Source organism: Bacillus sp. MT94 (assembly GCF_058792475.1).
Window position 1 is genome coordinate 305,071 of sequence record NZ_JBXAEZ010000005.1, and the last position, 16,922, is coordinate 321,992.

Below are 16,922 nucleotides of genomic sequence, written 5' to 3' on the forward strand. Positions count from 1 at the left end.
CCAATGACCTAGAAGCACAGCACGAAATTACATGTAACCTACCCATGAGATTCTCTGTTTCAAAAGAAAAAAGCACCCCACTAGATGCTTTCTTTAATTGTTCTCACTATCATTTATTTAGGTAATTCTCTTATTACTGTAAGATAAATTCATTCTATTTCCTAAATCTCACTTATTTCTTAATTCACTCATACCAATATAAAACCTAATAACCTACCATCAAAAAATAAAGAAAACAGGTTATTTGGCTATTCATTTCGTAAACTTAATGCTCAAATTAGTTTTTTTCACAAAGTTAAACTTTATTAAGAAAAACTTAAAGAATTTCCCTCTATATTCATAAGAACTTTTTTCTATACTCAAAAATGTAAATAGACAAAAGGAGAAACGATCATGAAGAAATTTGTAATTTGCATACTAGGAATAGGCCTCCCTATATACTTACTACCTTTCATATTACGTGGAGATTTAGACAGATTTAATCCGATTGCTGAAGAAAAAAATGTATATGCCGTTGCGAAAGGATATGGTGTTCCAGATTATCATCATAAAGGAAAAGCTATGTACTCACTAAAAGCTGTTGACGAATTAAGTAATGAAAAAGAATATACAGTTGGAACGAACACGCCTAATGATTTTATAAGAAAAACTTACTTAAAAATTCATGTGAAAGGAAAATATGTGTATTCTTACGATATTATTTCTAAAGAGGATATTCCGGAGAAAATAAGGGGACAATTGGAGATAGCAAATAAATAAAAGAGCCAATTCATACGATTTGGCTCTTTATTCTCTCTCCCATCTACCGTTTGGATAATTCTTTCGGTAGATTTATTAAATTCGTTATCATTGTTCCAATAACCATTGTTCAATTACTTTTACTGTTTCATCTCGTTGTGCTTTTGCCGTAATTAAACTCGCATTATCACCTTTTTGCTCACCATACATGCCAAAATGAGCATGATTTCCTCCTTTTATCATGTGCATAGTTGTATTCTTTGACATGAACTTTTTATTGTTCTCTATTTTTTCTACAGTTGCTAAAGCATCTACTTCCCCATAAATTGATAACATCGGAATCGATTTTGTAGAAAAGTCATCTGCAGGATACGAACCTAAGAAAATAATCCCGTCTACCTTGTCTTCATGTTGGAAGGCATACTTAGAAATCATAGCTCCTCCCATTGAATGCCCTGCAACATACCATTTTTGAACTTCCGGATACTTTTCAATTACACTGTCTACCTCATTTATTCCAAGTATCGCTAAATTTAATGGTAACTTAGGCATTACTACAAAGTGCCCATCTTTTGCAAGCGCTTCTCCTAAGTAACTATAAGCCTCAGCTTCTACTTTAGCTCCTTGATAAAAAATAACCCCTACTTTCGCATCTTTCGCTCCAAAAACGATATTATCTTCATCTTTTTTATCATCTACTAACGACAAAGCCTCTTTCGTCGGTTTATAAGTAAACTGAGACCAAGTCAAAAAAGTAAAACTTCCTATAATTAAAATAGCTAGTAAAGAGTACAGCGTAATTTTTATCCATTTCTTCACAAAGATGACCTCCATAAGATGTATATATTCCATATTTCGGATTATCATTAACACACATAAAAACTCGAGCATTTTTATTGTGCTCAAGTTTTTAGTTCCGTCTTTAATTTATACTATAAATTGTCCAAGATAAATATGTAGCAAATGCAGACCATAAAAAATATGGTATTAGCAACCATGTCGATACTTTAGATAATTTGGAAGAAACCGCTATGAGAAGTAACGTAGTAATAGCGACAAGTAAACAATCTACTGTTGCTAAAAACAAATTCTTTTGGCTAAATTGAAAATAGCTGAACGCTTGATTGAATATATAATTTAAAAGGAATAAAAACCAAAATGTTTTTGGCTTGAATCCATAGTTGTTGTAAATAATTGCAACTGATAATGCAATAAGTCCAAATAATACAGCCCATATCATTCCGATTGTCATACCAGGAGGTGTCCAAGACGGCTTTTCTAACGCATCATACCAAGTACGATCAATAGGGAATAAAACACTAGAAACATAAAACAAACCATATGTTAGTAAAAATACTATAATACTAGATTTTTTCATAAACATTCTCCTTTTTACTAGAAGATTATAGAAACTTTATATGATTAGTATGCCCTTGTAATGGATAAAATTCTAATATTTAAATTCCAAATACATATTGTTTAACCTATTTTATACAAATTCTTTCATACTTTTATATGCACAAAGGGCTCTCTCGCGTGCTGCCTTATGATCAACAATCGGATAAGGATATGTATCCCCAAGCTTTATATTGGCCTTTTGTAAAATATGCGCAGGCGCTTCCCATGGTTTATGTATATATTTATTCGGTATATCGCTTAATTCTGGTACCCATCTTCTTATATACTCTCCATTTTTATCAAACTTTTCTCCTTGTGTGATGGGGTTAAAAATACGAAAGTACGGTGATGCATCTGCCCCACTTCCAGCAACCCATTGCCATCCCATTGTATTATTTGCAATATCAGCATCTAGTAGTGTATCCATAAACCATTTTGCTCCTTCTTGCCATGGAATTAACAAATGCTTTACAAGAAAAGAGGCTACAGCCATTCTTGCCCGATTATGCATAAAACCTGTTTGCCAAAGCTCCCGCATTCCCGCATCAATAAACGGATAACCAGTTTCACCCTTCTGCCATACGCTTAATAACTCCTCTTCCTTATCCCACGGGAAATTTTCAAAGCTCTTATTAAGAGGTTTAGATACTGTAAATGGATAATGATATAGTAAATAATAAGAAAACTCTCGCCAAATTAATTGACGTATAAAGCTATTAACTTGTTTTTCAAAAAGACTACATTGTCTTTCGGTACTTTTATTTATTAAGTAATGAAACATTAGCTTTACTGATATTTGACCAAATGAAAGATACGGTGCCAACATCGAATGGACATTTTGATCTGGAAAATCTCTTCCTTCACTATAAGAGGCTAATTTGCTAGAGAAAAATTTCTTGAATGTTTTATATGCCCCTTCTTCTGTCGGATCCCATATTGCTTCCATATGAGATGTCCACGGTATAGTCGGCAACAAGTGTAATTCTGAAACAGATAAGCTTGCTGGCAAAGAGCTTCCCCACTTTATACTCTGCACTTTTCTAATAGGTTTAGGTATTACCTGCTTTTGAAATGCATTATAAAAAGGCGTAAAAACCTTATATTCAGTGTTATCCTTCTTTTTTATAATCCACGGTTCTAATAATAAATGCGAATTAAATTCCTTACAGATAATACCTTTATCCTCTAACATCATTTTCATTTTTTGATTAGATTGTACTCTGTCCGGATCATAACAAATATTCCAATATACAGCCGTTATATCTAATTGTTCTATGAGAGAAAGTATTTCTTCTTCCGTACGTCCTTTACGAATTATTAAAGTAGAGCCCAATGCCTCAAGTTGCTTCTTTACATCTTTTACAGCATGGTGTAACCACCACTTTGCCGCACTTCCTATTGAAAAAGTTTCATCTTGTATATATACCGGAAGAACCTCACCAGACTGAACAGCTTCAAATAGAGCTGGGTTATCATATAAACGAAAATCTTTTTGAAACATAACAATAATTTTATTTTGCATGGCTATCCCTTCTTACTCTTAAAACATAATAGATTCTTTATGTGAATAATCCTCTTTTTTACTTTTGCATTATTATATTAATAATTCTTTGTAATCGTAAACAAACGTTTCCATAGTTATTGGACTTCTATCTAGTAAATTCGATAAATCTGATGCGACTTTTTTAGCTAACCCTAATTTTGCAGTTGTATATATTCCAATCATAACCCAAATAAAGTCACTGTTAAGTCCCTTTTGAATCATTCTTTTTCTAAATTTAAATATACTTGGATTTGTATAAATAATATCTTTATTTATTATTTTTGAAATAATAGCAGCAACTTCATAATATGTTAATGCCTCATTTCCCGTTAAAGAATAAGCTTTAAATTCATGTCCCTCTTCGGTTAATATCTTAGCTGCAACTTCTCCAATATCCCGTACATCTATAAAACTTGTTTTCCCTTTACCAGCAGGTACTTCAATTATTTTTTCATTTCTTAATTCATCACCATGTTGTGATAATAAATTTTGCATAAAAAAACTCGGTCTTAGGAATGTGTAAGGGATCCCAGAAGCCTTTATCATAGCTTCAATTTTAGCATGAGGTACTATCGGATTTTTTTCTACACCTAATAAAGATAAAAATACAATGTGTTTTATACCTATTTCTTTTGCGGCATCTACAACAGGCTGGAAATACTTTTTTGCATCAGCTAGATGTGGTGGTCTTATTAGAAAGACTTTAGTAACACCTGTTAAAGCCGCCTTTACAGATGAAGGGTTTTCAAAATCAAAATACACTCCTTCAGTTTCTCTACTGCGCGTTGTGACTTTGAAAGTAGCATTTCTTTTTATTAGGCATTTTACAACCTCTTTTCCTACATTCCCTGTAGCACCTGTTACTAAAATCATTTTAATCACCCTTTATTTTTTTGTAAATTTTGAATCATACTTTGCAAAACTCGAACTGTATTTTCTACTTCCTCTTTAGGAATACTAGCTGTAGCATTTTTTATAACTTCATCGCTTACATTTTCTATCTCCTGTATTAATGTCTTAGTTTCATCTGTTAAAAATATTAAATGTGACCGTTTATCTTTAGGATTATGTTTTATAAGAATCCATTCTTTTTGCAATAATCTTTGTATAATTCCGGTTACTGTTGGACGGTCTGCTAAGAGCCTTTCAGCAATCATAGCTGGGGTGGTTCCATTTGGATAAAGAGATATATCCTTTAACACAGACCATTGCTGAGCTGTTATTTTATATTCTTTTAATTGATTTGATAATTCTGTTTTCGTCATTATACTTACCTTGTGTAATAAATAGCCTAAATTATTCATATAACCTCCAATATAGTTAGTACACTAATTACATAGTTAGTATACTAACTATAATGTGTAATTGCAAACTACAATTAATAGTTTATATATAAAAGATGTATCAAATTCTTATTTTGTACTATTTCATATTATATTTAAAATCTTCTTTAATCCTGTTTTGCATGTATTGTACACTCTATATACAAAGGTTATTCCTTGCTGTTACTTTAAATAAGTATTTACAATTGTATCTAGCATAGGTATTTCTTATTATCCGATTAGTCATATTTATTCTTAATTCTGCAAAATAAAAAAGAAAATGGAGCGAAAGATGAAAAAACAATTTGATAAACAATCAAACTTAAATACATTTATTGATTCAACAATCCTATGGACTTTTCAAAACAAAAATGCTATAAATACACGTTTGAATGAAGGTAAGCTTATAGCCAATCCTATTTTTGTTAGTAAAGAAGATTGCACAGCATATAAATACATTGTAAGACACATGAAACAGAAAGGTATTGACTTTACTATAGATTTCCCCATTTGGGCATGGCATTCATGCAATGGTTACCAAAAGAAGCCTACTTTTGAGACTGCAAGGGAATTACTATCAGATATTCAATTAGAGAAAGAAATATACCTCATCGAATTCACATGCCCTAATTTTTTATTTATGTTAACAAACTATAGCGGATGGTGCGACATTTATTTTAAACTCACTGGCAATCCTAAAGCAAGTGTAACAAATGATGAAGAAAAATACTTATTTAACCTTTATCCTACCATTGAGGAAGAATGGGAATATCATCATATCCAAGCAACTCTACCCTACCTAAAAAAAGAATGGATTATACAAATAACAGAAATTAGTAAGATGAATGGGTTTAACAAATAATATTGTTTATAAATGCTTTATTTAAGCATTCATAAACATAACAAATAGTCACATTAAACTAATACATTTAAAATAGCGTTTTTTTTACAATGGAACCCTAAATAAACTCGTTACTACTATGATTTTGCATACATGTAGCTTACTCATTTAGTTTTGGTCTAGTTTGTAAATATAAATTCAAATCCGGACTTGAACCGCTAATAATTATATCTCGAACAATTTTAGAAAGCACCATACTATATACTAATCCATTATCTCCATACGCATAGATAAAGTGACAATTTGGAAACTCTTCATACATTCCAATTATAGGTAAACCATCATGAGTACCACCATAAAAAGCACTTAAATAAAATTCAGGTTCAACTGTTATATTGGGAAAGAGCTTATTAAATTCATTTACTAATTTCTCTTTTTTATGGATTAATTTTGAATCTCTTTCTTGAGCAATGTTTGTATCTTCATCTAACCCACCTATAATAATCCTGTTATCTGCAGTAGTTCTCATATAAATATATGGTCTCGCAGTTTCCCAAATGAGAGTACGTTTATACCAAGAAGATAAATCTTCTACAGGATTAGTAACAACTGCATATGAGCTAATCAGTGTAGCGTTCTTTTCCTTTTTAAATTCCAACCCTTCATATCCTGCAGCCACAATTACTTTATTGGCAGTAATAGAATTGCCCCCCTTTGTATAAAAGATAGCACATTCTTTCTCTAACTTTTTGCCAACAATCTCTGTATCTTCATAAATTTGAACTCCTTTATTAGCAGCTTGTTCTAATAAACTATGTGTAAATTTATAAGGATTTATTTCACCATCATTATACGTATAAATAGCTGCACGTTTTTTAAATGGATATCTCTGTCCAATTTGTTCCTCTGATAGCCAAGTCGCTTTAAAATCATGCTTATGTAAATAATACAGTTCTTTTTCTAATTTCTTTATATCCTCTTCATAAGTTGCATAATATAAACTGTCACGTCGTTTAAAATCAGAGCAATAAGGCAAGTTTTGATCAGCATATTCAATATCATTAATAGCTTGTTCACACAATTTCATATGCTTAACTGCATACTCTTCTCCAAATGTATTTACAAGTTCAAAAAACATCTTGTCACCTAAATATTGAATAAGTGCTGTATTTGTAAGGTTACTCCCGTGTCCTACCTTTCTTTTATCAACGACAACAATATTTAAATCTGATTCACTCAAATAGTATGCTGATTGAGCACCTGAACTTCCTGCTCCTATTATTAGTACGTCACATTTTATATCTTCTTCCAACCGAGGATAAGAAGGTGTATTAGAAAAAGTTGTGTTCCAATATAATTTCCCTTTCTGTAAATCCATTTAAAGTGCACCGTCCTAAATAAAATAGTTATATCCCCATCTGTATCTCCAAATCATTCTTACTATATACTTCTTATCAAATTTATTTTTGCTACCATTAGATTATTAATGCAATATTTTGTTCACCCATATATAGTATTAAACTAGGCTTATAAAAAGTTAATAGTATATATATTATTTATTTTCATTTAGAAATTTAAGAACTTGGTTAAAAGCTTCTTCACCTGCTGAAGTGTTCATTTTAAATTGAAATTCATGTGCTAACTCGCCAGAGATATTTTTATCAAAGAAAAGTGTATCTACAGGTACTCCTTTATTTTGTAAAGTAGAAGCTAATGCTTTACCTTGCTCTTCAAATGATGCAGTATTTCCATCTGTGATGAACGTTGGTGGGTAATCTTTTGTAACGTGTTTATAAATAGAGGCGATTTCCATTTCAGGTAATGTTTCAAATTTCTTTTTCCCAAAGTAAGCCCAGCCAGTAGTACGCATAAAGTCTTGCACTTCTTTGGATGTTTCCATTTTAGCTAATGCAGGCATATTATACGGGCCGCAAAATAGCAGTATACCTTTAATTGTAGAAGGAGCAACAACAGCGTCAATCCCGGTTAATTTCGCATAATCTGGAGATGTTTGAATAGTAACAAATTGTCCAGATATTTGCGCTCCCGCAGAATCTCCTGCAAAATATAGGTCATCTAGTTTTACATTATATTTCTTTGCATTTGCTTTTATATATTCATAAGCCTCACCAAGTTGTAGTACTGGTGTAGGATACTTTCTTTTAGGAGCAAGAGCGTAATTTATATTTATCACTGTATAACCACGAGCAGCTAATTCTACTGCATAACCAGTAATGTCTGATTTATCTCCACCTACAAATCCACCCCCGTGCACCCAAAAAATAACAGGTGTTTTCCCTATAAAATTTTTGGGATAAATAATGTCTAATGTACCATCAGGAAATTTAGAATTATAATTGATATCTTTAACAATTCGTGTCTCTTTTAGAGCGTTTTTATAATTATTAGATTGAACAAACATTCCACCTTCAAATGCTTTTTTTATGAGAAACGCTTTCGGAATAGGTGAAACATTCCAAAAAACAACCCCCGCAATAATCAATCCGAAAACAATAAAAAGAGTTAGCAACATTCTTTTTTTCCATATCACTTTAGGTTTTAACTGTTTTATTCTCATAATTAAAGAATCTCCATTCTTTTTAGTAATAATCTTGAAATAAATCACAACATAAATTTTTATTTTCCGCCTGCTAATCCGTCCTTAAAATTTTATGCAAAAAGTTATATATTTTTATTATGTACATATTAGGTATCTCCTATAAAACACATTAAAAATTCAAACAAAAAGAGCAAAAGATCCCCATTTATAGAAGATTTCTTTTGCTCTTTGTAAAGGACACAAGTCCAAATAAAAGTTGCTTATCTATCGATAACTTACACATAAAAATCCATTTGTTTCAGTACTTTATTAGCAGAAACTTTAACAACCGTTTCTTTTTCACCCGTTCTATCAATTATGAAACCATGAACTTCAATATCAGAAGGTACTAATGGATGATGACGGATCATATCTATACTCTTTTCAATATTTTCACTAACATTTTTTTGTCCACTCAGCCATTGATTAAGGCTACCACTTGAAAATTCAGGCATGCAATTTTTAAAGAGATAGTCTAATTCTATATTATCTTTTATGAAATCACGTTGAGTTTGTAGATTAACTGAAGAAGTTTTTTTATCCTCTATTCCGACAACAAAAATTTCTTTAACATTTTCTTGATAAATAGCAATAATAATAGATCTCATTATATCTCCATAAGGATGTACAATTACAGAATCATAGCTGTGTATAGTCAACATGTTTTCTTGTTGAATGTTAGTTACTTGTTGGATACTAGGCTCTATTCCGTGTTCAATGTCTGTTAATAATAAAACTTTTTTATTCTTTGAATTCATATGGAGCACCCTTTCTTCATTATTGTATTTATGAAACTTTTAAGCTAGTAACAATAATAATTGTTACCAGTTTTTCCAGCTTCCCTCTGGATCAACACTTGCAAGTCTAACCCATCCATTTTGAACTTTTTCTCGAAATGTGAAATCATTATTTAACAAACGTTCTATATATTCAATAGGTGCTTGAATGACAATTAGTAAACGAAGTGGTGAATGATACGTCTCACTATCTGACTGCATAACGGATTGCCAAGGTAAGCCTGGCAACAGGTCACTAGCATTCCCTTGCATAACACCGAGACCCGCCGTTACGGTTTGGGTTGTTTTATTTCCACTACCATAATAGTGAGGAGCTACAGTTGATGCGTAATATTGTAGATTTATCCACTGCGCAACAGTTCCTGGTCCTGCAATAATATTAGCTAATATATCTCCACTTTCATCCTGTTTCCAATCATAATTATGAAGGAAAGCCCTACCTTCTAAGTCACAATCTTGAGTTAATTCACGCTTTCCGATAATAAAAGATGCATTACGCGCTAATCCCCATTCTGGACGTATTTCACTCCAATCTTCTGCAAATCGATGCGCCTCTTTACTCGGATTTTTTATTTTCGTTTTAAAATTAGGTAATTGCGTTAAACGTTCTCTATTTGCATGTTGGCTCACATTTGGCATAATCGTCTCGATACAATCAAACGCTTCTTGCGCAGTTTTCGAAAGTTCTGGGACGTAAATCCATTCCAATTCGTCCACTGTTGTTTTATGTTCAGCTGCTGCAAAAATGGTATCCTCAGGAATGTTAATGCCTTCAGCAGACAACGCCTCTCTTACTTCTGGAAGATTACATAAAGTAGCGAAAACTCTTGCATTGAATCCCCCTGCTGCGCCTCCACAAGCACCACACTCAAGTGCTGCCGCATAAGGATTGTTCGTACTTTGACTACTATGTCCACACATTACAACTAAAGGAGCAAATTTTTCTGTCAGTCCCACCATTTTTAAAGTTTGACGCACATAGTTCACTTTTTCTTCTTTCGTAAAACCGATAGGTATCTCACCTTTTGTGTCATGAACATAATTAAGCGAGAATGTTGTATCAGGTTTTTGTAACATAGTTTTACGAAGTTTACGAATGAAACCACCAACTCCTCTTGGGACAAAGCTTCTTGTCACCATCTGTAGACCAAGTAAAGGACCACTTAACTCAGGTAGCGCCATACTTGTCAGTACGTTCTGTTTCATCGTTTTAAATGTATAACGCACCGAACTGCCTACCCTCTTACGTTGCTCATAAGATTTAAATTCATTTTCATCTGTAAGCTCTTTTATTTGATGCTTCGGTTTCAGTATAACTGGCAAAGAAGGATGGCTGTCATTACTACCTAGTTCACTAGTCGCAATTGGTAACCCAAAGAAACCAGCTATTCCAAACGTTTCAAACGGACCTAGTTTTTCTAAGTGGCGACGAAACGGTTCTGAACGTACATCAATACAAAATGCTAATTGAGCTAATACACGCTTTTTATCATTGGTTGCACGTTGTTTAGAAGCAATCTTCTCTCTTAATTGCTCTGCATGCGTTTGTTCCCAAGCTTCCAGCCAAAGTTTCCTGCGAATATTTTCATCAAAACGATATGCAAATGCTAACAATTCGCTTTGTTCAGCTGCAGACATTTGTGACCATTCCCGTGTTGAAATATTCCCCCAATAGATCCAAGAAGCTATAAGTGGGACGATCGAAACTTTTTTCTCAACCTTTTGATTTTTTAAAGGTAAATAAGGTTTTGCAATAGCCAGCTCCATAGAAATTCGAACTGCTAAATATTCTATTAAAAGCCCCTGTTCCTGAATTGATTGTTGTGAGCGCCATCGTATCATTCCTGCCCACCCAGGTAAAGAAAGTAAGTGCCCTTCAAGATAAGCTTGTATGTTAGATTCAGAAATTCCTAGTTCAAATAACGCTCTCGCTAAAGCTACTTCGGCATCTTGTGGCCAATCTTTTAAAACTTTACGCTCATTTTTACTGAGCGCTGGATCAAATGTAATAAGGTGTTGCCATGCACGATAAAAACCTTTCTCTCGATTTGGCATCGTCCAACTTGATCCGGAGTCATCAAGATATAATTTACACCATTTAATGATATGATAATTAAGAATATCAGATAGGTTTTCACTATTTTGATTCTCTATAAGCGAACTTATTGGCTGCATAACAGAGGCTTTCATACTCCCTGTATTTATATAACTCATTTCGTCTGCCAGTTTATTTAATTCTGGCGATGATAATAGACTAGAAGGTAATTTTTCTAACTTTAAAGCCGCTTGGCAAAATCGCTCTGCTTTCTCTCGCGGAATATGAAAAGATTGTGAATCCAGCCAACGAGACAAACTACTTTGTAAAAATGATTCCTCAATCTCACCTTTCGCTTTTGCCGAATGAATCATGGAAGTACTAGGATACATATCCACATTACGAATTTCTTTTAACCAATTTGCGACTTGTTCAAATGATTGCTTTTCAAGTCCCATCCAAGGGTGATGAGCTGCAAACGTAGAGATAGGCCAAAGTGGTGCAATAACTCGGCTAGCAGATGCAACTAAATCATTTATATTATTTTCTTGCATATCAATGTTTGTATCTTTCTTTAATATTGACGATATGCTCATCACGAATTACCTCCCTTTGATACATAATGTTTCAGATAGCCTGGGTGACTTTCTACTGACTTTCGTCTCGCCTCACCTACTCGAACTAACCAAAGATAAAGTACAGCGAATAAAGTAGAAGATTGATGACGAGTAACGAAAGTACTAATAACACTACTAAATAGTAAAATACATATAACAAAGATAACGGCTGGAGCTGAAGGTTGAACACTTTGATAAATATCAGTATGCAACCATTTATAAAGAGAATTATGAACAGTAAAGTAAATGAGAGAACATCCAATCAAAACAATTACGCCAGCAATTCGTCCCATTCTTCCCTCTCCAAAAACAACAAGCTGTTTCCATGAAAAGTATAGTGACCAGCCTAAGATTAACGCACTAACTAGTTGATACCCCTCTCCAGAAGTCATAAACCAGAAAGTAATTGCTATAAATAATCCTAAAACACGCCCGACTATAATCCATAGATTGGCCATCTTTTCATTAGACTGATTCACTACCTCAAAACGTTGCACTGAAGAACCAGCTTGTAAAAACAGTGTAGCTTTAAACAAACCATGTAAAATTAAATGAATAATAGCCGCTAAATAAGCACCTAATGCACATTGAATAAGCATAAATCCCATTTGTGCAATAGTTGAACCTACTAGCTGACGTTTATAATCAACTTGGACTAAACTAATTCCTGTTCCGATTAAGACAGAAATACTAGAGAAAATAAGTAAAATGATATGTGCAATATCATCATGAAAAAGAGGTGAAAATCTAGTTAACATGATACCGCCAGCATTTACTAAACCCGCATGCATAATAGCTGAAACAGGAGTTGGAGCAACAGCAGACTCAATTAACCATCTTTGAAAAGGCCATTGTGCTGCTGGAATCATCACCGCTAATATAATTAATAAGTTAATTCCTGTTCTCTCCAATGTTCCATGTAGCGCTACATTTTCATTCGTTAAAACTGATGTTAATTGCCACTGTCCAGTTACTTGAAAAAGCCAAATGATAGCTGATAGCAACGCAATCCAACTTATTATAAATAAATAGCCAGAGATTTTAGTTGCTTCACTAACTACTTTCCACCCTTTATTTAGCCCTATGAGTAGAACCAATCCTATAAGCGTTGCTCCCCAACAAATGATCATGAAACGAAGATCGTCACTTAACCATGCAACCGAAGATACACCTGTAGTAAATGTAAAAAGTGCAAAGTATTTTCGATATGAGCGGTCTCCCATTAAGTAACGTACAGAAAAACGCTGAATGATTAAACCAATTGTAAGAACAAAGAAAGCCATTAACCAAGCTAAAGTATCTAGATGCCAAGGCCCCACAACTCTATCTCCATTGTTATTAACAAGTGCGAGTAAAGAAATCAATGAAGGCAAGGCAGCGATACCAATATGGATATGAACAAAACGTAAAGGCATCCTTGCATTTAAAAACAATAATCCACTTAGCCAAGAAGCACTAAGCGCCATAAAAAATAATGTTAACAGTGTTGATGAACTCAGCGAAATTAACATGTTAAATACTCCCTTCTAAGCGAAAATAGCCTATAAAAATTCCTTTTAATTACGATAGTTTTTTAAATTTCAATTTTCATTCACTCTTTTTAGTGCATCGTTTTTTCCCATAAAAAAAAACCGACAACTTCCATAATTCAATGATTTTATATCATCATTGAATTATGGAGATTGTCGGTTTCACTTCAACTAACTTCAATAAAGTTTTTTGAAGAGCTCCCATTTTATAGAGGATAGTAATGTATGTATTACTCCTATTAAAAATAACAGTATATCTCTGATCTCCTAGATTATGCAATCAATATATCAATTTATGTTATGCGCTATCTTTCAATTAAGAAACTTTTTCATTTAGTCAATATTACATATTAAAAAAATGCTAAAGCCTTAATTATAGCAAACAATTAAAATAAGCATCTATTAATTTTTTAAAACAATTATAAGATAAACTATATTAAGCAGTTTGTCAATTTATTTATCGGTTTTTTTGAGGGTTATTCCAATCAAAATTCATTATACGTAAATAATTTCAAGTTTTTAATTATTATCATGTTAATAAATTTAAATAAAGTGCAAAACTTTTAGGTTTCTTACCTATCTCTCACTAACCCTACGGTGGTTTTAATTTTTAAAATTCTCCCTCAAGATTATGAAACAATTTAAAAATCATTACTCGTTCACCAGTACGAGAGCTTATATCCGTATGAAAGCTTTTCACTTTTTCTCCAGTTAATTCTAGTATAATCTCTTTCAAATCTTCAATTCCAGATTCAACTAGCTCCGAACGATTTTTCTTTATCGTTAGCATACCGTCTTTTGTTTCGCAAACACTATATTCAGCCGGCGTTAAAACACCTTGTAAATTTACGATAATCATATCCCGTAATATATCTGTCTTAACGGATATAGACCCGCGTCCTAGGTAATCCTTTTCCCAGTGAGTAATTGCTTTACTTATCTCTGATTCAATCGAGCCTTTTGAGCTTTTCATCTATGTATCCTCCTTCAATAAAATAAATTTACAATAACAATATAATAATCCGGATTGATTTTATTTTCAATTATTGAGAAGAATTTATTGGGATTGCAAAAAAGAACTCTTATAAAATTAAGAGTCCCTTTTATATTAAATACACTTTTCCTCAGTAATGTAACGCAAAATAGCACTTAGGCATTTGTAGATTTATACAACATATTTCGAAGCAGAATACAAATAAACCCTAATACTAATGCAAACATGCCTACAAATAAAATATATTTCGTTCCAATTTGTGCAATAATTATCCCTGCGATCCCAGTACCAATTGTAGTCCCTAAATTACAAGAAGTTAAAAATAATCCATTAGCGAAATCTGGTGAATTAGGTGCTGAAGACATCATCCAATATTGATTGACATTACCACCAATCCCGCCAAAAATACCCCAAATTACAATAAAAATTGCAGTTGGTATCGCAAGATCTGATACAAAGAAAAAGGAAAAATATAATATCATTAGAGCAATGGGATAAATGATTACCGTACGGACAGGAGCTATTGTCAGTAATCTCCCTGCAAGAATATTCCCGATAATATTTGCTAACCCATAAACAAATAGCATGATACTTATCATATACGGCGACATTTTCGTAACTACATCTAAATATTCGGCTAGATAACTATAAATTCCAAATACCGCTCCATTTAAAAAAGTTACAGCAAGTATGGATAGCCATGTGATACCTTTCGTTAAAATCTTAAGCTGCGAACCATAAGAAAGCTTTTCCTGAACAGGCATAGAGGGAATAAATACGATTGTCATAATAAACGCAAAAATATTAACAAGTGCAAAAAATGTTAATGATATTTCAAGTGTGAATACATTTGCTAAAAAGTTGACAATCGGTACACCTAAAACCATACCAGCTGAAACCCCAATAAACACTTTGGCAACTGCTTTTGGAGCTTCTTTTGCACTAACTGAAGTTGCTGCTACTGATAAAGCCATCGATACGTACACTGGATGAAAGAAAGCCGGAATTACTCGTGCAACTAAAGCAATTGTAAAATTCGTTGTAAAAATTGAAATAACGTTGCCGATAATAAAGATTGCTAGTACGAACAACATAACCGTTTTTCGATTTACACCCGAAAAAACTAAAGGAAGCGTTGGAGCCGAAATGGCAATGGCGAGCGCGAACAAACTAACCATTAAACTTACCTTCGAAACACTTACATCAAAATGATCTGATAATGCCGGAAGCAAGCCAATATATCCCATTTCAGTATTAAGAATACCGAAAACCCCTACTGCTAATATAAAAATTAATACACTTTTTGAATTCTTCATAAAAAACACTTCAACTCCTCTTTCACTTCTTATCAATGCTTTTGGTAATGTGATTATAAAATGGTATTATTGAGATAACAAATACCTATATTGAATACATTCCTATAATAAATAGGCATACGAAGGAGAAGAGTTTTTTGGACATACGTGTATTACGCTACTTCATTGCGGTAGCAACGCAAGAGAATATATCTGCTGCTGCAAATGCATTGCATTTATCTCAACCTACATTATCAAGACAGTTAAACAACCTGGAAGAAGAGCTTGGAACTACTTTATTTGTACGAGGAAATCGAAAAATCACTTTAACAGACGAAGGTATGTTTTTATTAGATCGAGCAAAAGAAATTGTGGATTTAGTAGAAAAAACAGAAGCTAATTTTAACCAAAAATCTGAAATTATTAGTGGAGAAATTCATATTGGAGCTGGAGAAACAGAGGCAATGCAGTTCATTGCACAAACTATAAAAAAAGTTGTTTCCCATCACCCTAACATTAAATTTCATTTATATAGCGGCAACGCTGATGACATTACAACAAAATTAGATAGTGGTTTATTAGATTTTGGTATCGTTATTGAGCCAGCAAATAAACAAAAATATGACTACTTAAAGTTGCCAGCTACTGATGTATGGGGCGTACTTATGCGAAAAGACAGTCCCTTAGCGGAAAAAGCTTATATCCATCCAACAGACTTACTAAATAAACCTCTTATCATATCAAGACAAACGGCTGTAAGTAATGAATTATCAGGATGGCTTGGAGAGGAAATTGAAAACTTGAATGTTATAGGTACATATAATTTACTCTATAATGCATCCTTACTCGTAAAAGAAAATATAGGCTACGCACTATGTATTGATAAGCTTATGAATACGTCTGAGGAAAGTACACTTTGCTTCCGCCCCCTATCTCCTAAGCTAGAGGCTGGACTAAATATTCTTTGGAAAAAACATCAAACATTTTCAAGTGCTACAAAGATTTTTCTAACATATTTGCGAGGAGGTATGTAAATATTTTTGATAAACTGTATAGACTTATTTCTAGGACACATCTAGCTAAAAAAGAAAAAATCTTAAATTAATTCTTTTTATAGTTCGATGGTGCTCCCTCATCACCATCGAACTATAAAAAGCAAATACCCCAAAACGAAAAAACAAGCCATTGTCTGTCAAACACACACTGGATTTTCG

Annotated in this window: 15 protein-coding genes; 3 read left to right on the top strand and 12 right to left on the bottom strand. The window is 33.0% G+C overall.

Features of this window, described 5'->3' with window-relative positions:
• Positions 1-393: 393 nt before the first annotated feature.
• The gene (locus tag AC1Q51_RS19690) at positions 394-759 is read left to right on the top strand and encodes a YxeA family protein (protein ID WP_000714887.1); all 366 of its coding nucleotides are present in this window, start codon (positions 394-396) and stop codon (positions 757-759) included.
• Positions 760-846: 87 nt separating this feature from the next.
• On the opposite strand, the gene AC1Q51_RS19695 is transcribed toward AC1Q51_RS19690, so the two are convergent.
• The 5 genes from AC1Q51_RS19695 to AC1Q51_RS19715 all read right to left on the bottom strand — a co-directional run bounded on the left by AC1Q51_RS19695 (position 847) and on the right by AC1Q51_RS19715 (position 4,983).
• Positions 847-1,557 (bottom strand): alpha/beta hydrolase, encoded by a 711-nt coding sequence (locus AC1Q51_RS19695; protein WP_000758821.1) that lies wholly within the window; start codon positions 1,555-1,557, stop codon positions 847-849.
• Positions 1,558-1,660: 103 nt separating this feature from the next.
• The gene (locus tag AC1Q51_RS19700; RefSeq protein WP_000749743.1) at positions 1,661-2,116 is read right to left on the bottom strand and encodes a TspO/MBR family protein; all 456 of its coding nucleotides are present in this window, start codon (positions 2,114-2,116) and stop codon (positions 1,661-1,663) included.
• Between the two features lie 111 nt (positions 2,117-2,227).
• Positions 2,228-3,658, bottom strand: coding sequence for a cryptochrome/photolyase family protein (locus AC1Q51_RS19705; protein ID WP_098235338.1), 1,431 nt, complete (start codon positions 3,656-3,658; stop codon positions 2,228-2,230).
• A 72-nt stretch (positions 3,659-3,730) separates the two neighbouring features.
• Complete coding sequence (locus AC1Q51_RS19710; protein WP_097947008.1) at positions 3,731-4,552, bottom strand: SDR family oxidoreductase; 822 nt, start codon at positions 4,550-4,552, stop codon at positions 3,731-3,733.
• 5 nt (positions 4,553-4,557) lie between these two features.
• The gene (locus tag AC1Q51_RS19715; RefSeq protein ID WP_001061041.1) at positions 4,558-4,983 is read right to left on the bottom strand and encodes a MarR family winged helix-turn-helix transcriptional regulator; all 426 of its coding nucleotides are present in this window, start codon (positions 4,981-4,983) and stop codon (positions 4,558-4,560) included.
• A 310-nt stretch (positions 4,984-5,293) separates the two neighbouring features.
• Here AC1Q51_RS19715 and AC1Q51_RS19720 point away from each other — a divergent pair, with 310 nt between their 5' ends.
• A complete protein-coding gene (locus AC1Q51_RS19720; protein ID WP_097947006.1) occupies positions 5,294-5,863 on the top strand; it encodes a DUF3841 domain-containing protein in 570 nt (189 codons plus the stop codon).
• A gap of 139 nt (positions 5,864-6,002) precedes the next feature.
• Here the strand turns inward: AC1Q51_RS19720 and AC1Q51_RS19725 are convergent, their stop codons facing one another.
• From AC1Q51_RS19725 to AC1Q51_RS19755, 7 genes are all read right to left on the bottom strand, one after another.
• Complete coding sequence (locus AC1Q51_RS19725; RefSeq protein WP_492331666.1) at positions 6,003-7,220, bottom strand: NAD(P)/FAD-dependent oxidoreductase; 1,218 nt, start codon at positions 7,218-7,220, stop codon at positions 6,003-6,005.
• A 174-nt stretch (positions 7,221-7,394) separates the two neighbouring features.
• A complete protein-coding gene (locus tag AC1Q51_RS19730; RefSeq protein ID WP_001220684.1) occupies positions 7,395-8,420 on the bottom strand; it encodes an alpha/beta hydrolase in 1,026 nt (341 codons plus the stop codon).
• 257 nt (positions 8,421-8,677) lie between these two features.
• Positions 8,678-9,199, bottom strand: a complete 522-nt coding sequence (locus AC1Q51_RS19735) for a carbonic anhydrase (protein ID WP_001086250.1) — start codon at positions 9,197-9,199, stop codon at positions 8,678-8,680.
• Positions 9,200-9,262: 63 nt separating this feature from the next.
• Entirely contained in the window at positions 9,263-11,869 is a 2,607-nt protein-coding gene (locus AC1Q51_RS19740; protein ID WP_492331667.1) for a DUF2309 domain-containing protein, read from the bottom strand.
• Positions 11,869-13,401 carry an NADH dehydrogenase subunit 5 gene (locus AC1Q51_RS19745; RefSeq protein ID WP_492331668.1) on the bottom strand — a complete coding sequence of 511 codons (1,533 nt, stop codon included), beginning with the start codon at positions 13,399-13,401 and terminating at the stop codon, positions 11,869-11,871. The genes AC1Q51_RS19740 and AC1Q51_RS19745 overlap by 1 nt, the downstream gene beginning before the upstream one ends.
• A gap of 628 nt (positions 13,402-14,029) precedes the next feature.
• Positions 14,030-14,392 (bottom strand): Na-translocating system protein MpsC family protein, encoded by a 363-nt coding sequence (locus AC1Q51_RS19750; RefSeq protein WP_097946989.1) that lies wholly within the window; start codon positions 14,390-14,392, stop codon positions 14,030-14,032.
• A 176-nt stretch (positions 14,393-14,568) separates the two neighbouring features.
• On the bottom strand, positions 14,569-15,729 hold the full coding sequence (locus AC1Q51_RS19755; RefSeq protein WP_492331669.1) for an MFS transporter: 1,161 nt from the start codon (positions 15,727-15,729) through the stop codon (positions 14,569-14,571).
• Between the two features lie 137 nt (positions 15,730-15,866).
• Between AC1Q51_RS19755 and AC1Q51_RS19760 the strand changes: the two genes are divergently transcribed.
• Positions 15,867-16,742, top strand: coding sequence for a LysR family transcriptional regulator (locus tag AC1Q51_RS19760; protein ID WP_065229043.1), 876 nt, complete (start codon positions 15,867-15,869; stop codon positions 16,740-16,742).
• The last annotated feature ends 180 nt before the right edge of the window (positions 16,743-16,922 follow it).